The organism is Streptomyces sp. a15 (assembly GCF_059026085.1).
Window position 1 is genome coordinate 1 of the sequence record NZ_JBWLKM010000197.1, and the last position, 2,987, is coordinate 2,987.

Here is a 2,987-nt window from a genome sequence, read left to right on the forward strand (position 1 = left end):
ACGCCCTTCAGCGCGGCGGTCACGTCGGCGATGGTGAGCAGGTCACCGACGAAGACCTCGGCCCCGGCCTGCCGGAGCGAGTGCGCGCGTTCGTCGTCCTGCCGTACGAACGCGCGCACCGGGTGCCCTTGTTCGAGCAGCATGTCGACCATCGTTCGGCTCACACCGCCGATTTCGCCGGCGGCACCGGTGATCAGGATGGGGTTGCGCTCTGGCATCAAGGTGTCCTCTGTCTGGTTGGGGTGGGTCAGTTGTTCGGAAGGTCGGGGAGGTGGGCGGCGACCGTCGTGCCGGGTGGCCGTCTCCGTGCGAGCCTGCGCGTCAGCCGGCCAGGCGGTTGATCTTGCGGATCTGCTTGTCGAAGGCCCGGGCGGGAACGAGACGGCGCAGTGTGCTCACGCGTCCGGCCGTGGGGCCGGCGGTGTAGCGCAGCTTCGGCCTGGCGTCGGTCGCCGCCGCGACGATCGCCTTGGCGACGACGGCGGGTTCGTCGCCGTCCCTGATCGCCTCCGCCAGCACGCGGTCGACGGTCTGCCGCTGCTTCGCGTAGGCGTGCAGGGGTGTGTCCGGCTTCGCGCTGTTCGCCTCGAATCCGGTCCTGGTGTAGGCGGGTTCGACGAGGAGTGACCGGATGCCGTGTTCCCGGACCTCGTGGTCCAGGGACTCGGAGTAGCCCTCGATCGCGTGCTTGGAGGCGGCGTAGACGGCCATGTACGGCTGGGGCATGAATCCGAGCACGGACGAGATGTTGATGATGCGCCCGCGTTTCTGGGCGCGCATGTACGGCAGGACCTCGGTCACCATGCGCATGACCCCGAAGACGTTGGTCTCGAAGACGCCCTGAGCCTGCGCGACGGAGGTTTCCTCCGCCGCACCCGTCGAGCCGACGCCGGCGTTGTTCACCAGGACGTCGATCCGCCCGAACCGCACGATCACCTCCTGGACCGCGCCGGTGACCGAGGCGTCACTGGCCACGTCGAGGCCGAGGAACGTCACACCGTCGAGCGGGGTGATACGTGAGGTGTCGCGACCCGTGCCGACCACGCCGAAACCGCCGCGGCCAGTGCGAGCGCGGTTTCCCTCCCGATGCCGGATGAGGCCCCCGTCACCAGTGCCACCGGCCGATCTGTCGTCATCATGCACTCCCGCGCCCATTGAAAAACTGATCGGTTTCCTGTCAGCGTAAACCGATCGGTTTCCGTGTGCAAGTTCAAGCAAGGAGAAGGACGGCATGACCGGATCAGTGCGCAGGAGAGGCGCGAGAGCGTCATCCGCGCGGCGATCGCCGAGTTCGCGATCGCCGGCTACCACGGCACCAGCACCGCGGCGATCACCAGGCGGGTCGGCGGCACCCAGCCGCATCTCTTCCGGCTCCTCCCGGACAAGAAGGCGATCTTCGTCACCGCTTTGACGCGGAGCATGGAAGACACTCGCCTGGCTTTCGAGAGGGCGGCCGACGGGGCGGAAGGCAGCGAGCGGGCCCTCCAGGCCATGACGAGCGCCTACGCGCAGCTGATCTCGACGCGCCCCGAAACGCTCGTGATGCAGATTCAGGGATATGCCGCCGTGGCGGCCGCCGAGGCGCAGGGCGATGACCTGATCGGCGAGGTCGTCCGGGCCGACTGGATGGGGATCCGGGAGACCGTGCACCCAGCGCTGGGTGCCGATACCGACCGGACCGCAGGCTTCTTCGCCTGCGGCATGCTCGGCAACACTCTTGCGGCTATGGGGCTCCCCGAATGCCGGGCGGTAGGGAAGCGTTCTGGAGGGGCGATGCGTCAGCGCATGCCTGCCGCGTCGAGCAGGGTGATCACCGTGGGCGCGATGAGCCCCGTCAGCTTGTCCGCTCCGATGCCCGCGCGGGCGCTGGCACCGTCGGAGACCATGCTGAGCTGCCGGGCCAGCAGATCGGGATCGCTCGCCCCGCCGTGCTCGGCCTCGGCGCGGAAGAAGGCGGTCAGGCTCTCCTTGGTCCCATGGGCGACCCGGCTCGCGGGGTGGCTCTGGTCCTTGAGCTCGATCTGCGCGGCCAGGTAGGGACAGCCGTAGAACTCGGGCGCGCGCGACTGCGATTCCACCTGCTCGAAGACGTGCAGGATCCGCTCCCGGGGGGAACGGCCGTCGTCCGCCGCGGGCAGGAGTGCTGCCACGTAGGCGGAAGTGCGCTGCTCCAGACTCGCCGCGAGCAGTTCGTCCTTGCTCTCGAACAACTGGTACATGGAGCGCTTCGACACTCCCGCCGCCTTGCACAGCGCCTCGACGCCGATGCCGACGCCTTCTCGGTAGGTGAGTGTGGCCGCTGCCTCCAGCAGCCGCTCCCTGGGGCTTGGTTTCACTTTGGTGGTCATACTGCGAGGTTAACTCCATTCCAACAGAATGAAAACCGATCGGTTTCCAGGGTGGAGTTCGGGCGGAGTCCGGGCGGAGGCTCGGCGACGGCCTGGGGGAAAGGCCGTCGCCGAGCCCTGATGGTGTGCGCCTGTCGTCCCCGGCAGGGCGACACACACCGGGACCACTCCGAGTAATGGCCCCGTCCTGGGGGATGTTGGGGGTGGCTTTCGCTATGCCGGGACCGCCGTCTTCTCGGGCTTCGTCTCGACCGGGATGCGGTGCAGCCCTTTGCGGTCGTACCACCCCACGCCGAAGCCGAACAGTGCGGCCGCCACGAGGCCGACCGCCATCATGACCCAGCCCCGGGTCAGCCCCGCGTCGCCCTGGGCGTCGTAGTAGAGGATCGAGCGAATACCACCGGTGATCTGCCGCAGCGGCTCGAACTCCGCGAGGAAGCGGTAGAAGCCGGGCAACGCCTCGATGGGGGTGGTGGCCCCGGCCGTCGGCACCGCCATCCCGATGAAGACCAGCGTGACCACCAGCATGCCGGGCGTGCCGAAGACCGCGAGGAGGGTGAGCGCACCGATCCCGGTGACGGCGATGGCGCACACCGAGTACAGCCACAGCAGGGGCAGGTGGGCGGCGTCCATGCCCAT

The 2,987-nt window shown here is 68.5% G+C and carries 3 protein-coding genes and 2 pseudogenes; 1 reads left to right on the forward strand and 4 read right to left on the reverse strand.

What is annotated here, in order from left to right; translation table 11 throughout:
- A partial coding sequence (locus AC5P09_RS51505) for an NmrA family NAD(P)-binding protein (RefSeq protein ID WP_493880560.1) occupies nucleotides 1-218 on the reverse strand: 218 nt, incomplete at its 3' end.
- Between the two features lie 103 nt (nucleotides 219-321).
- A pseudogene (locus tag AC5P09_RS51510) lies at nucleotides 322-1,136 on the reverse strand (oxidoreductase).
- A gap of 64 nt (nucleotides 1,137-1,200) precedes the next feature.
- Here AC5P09_RS51510 and AC5P09_RS51515 point away from each other — a divergent pair.
- Nucleotides 1,201-1,386: pseudogene (locus AC5P09_RS51515) on the forward strand (TetR family transcriptional regulator); the annotation flags it as partial.
- Between the two features lie 392 nt (nucleotides 1,387-1,778).
- Here AC5P09_RS51515 and AC5P09_RS51520 read toward each other — a convergent pair.
- Nucleotides 1,779-2,348 carry a TetR/AcrR family transcriptional regulator gene (locus AC5P09_RS51520; RefSeq protein ID WP_493880561.1) on the reverse strand — a complete coding sequence of 190 codons (570 nt, stop codon included), beginning with the start codon at nucleotides 2,346-2,348 and terminating at the stop codon, nucleotides 1,779-1,781.
- Nucleotides 2,349-2,561: 213 nt separating this feature from the next.
- On the reverse strand, nucleotides 2,562-2,987 hold a 426-nt coding region (locus tag AC5P09_RS51525), incomplete at its 5' end, for a DUF3533 domain-containing protein (protein ID WP_493880562.1).

Excerpts from the sequence above, each read along its gene's own strand:
- AC5P09_RS51520 (WP_493880561.1), bottom strand. The coding sequence starts at position 2,348 with ATGACCACCAAAGTGAAACCAAGCCCCAGGGAGCGGCTGCTGGAGGCA.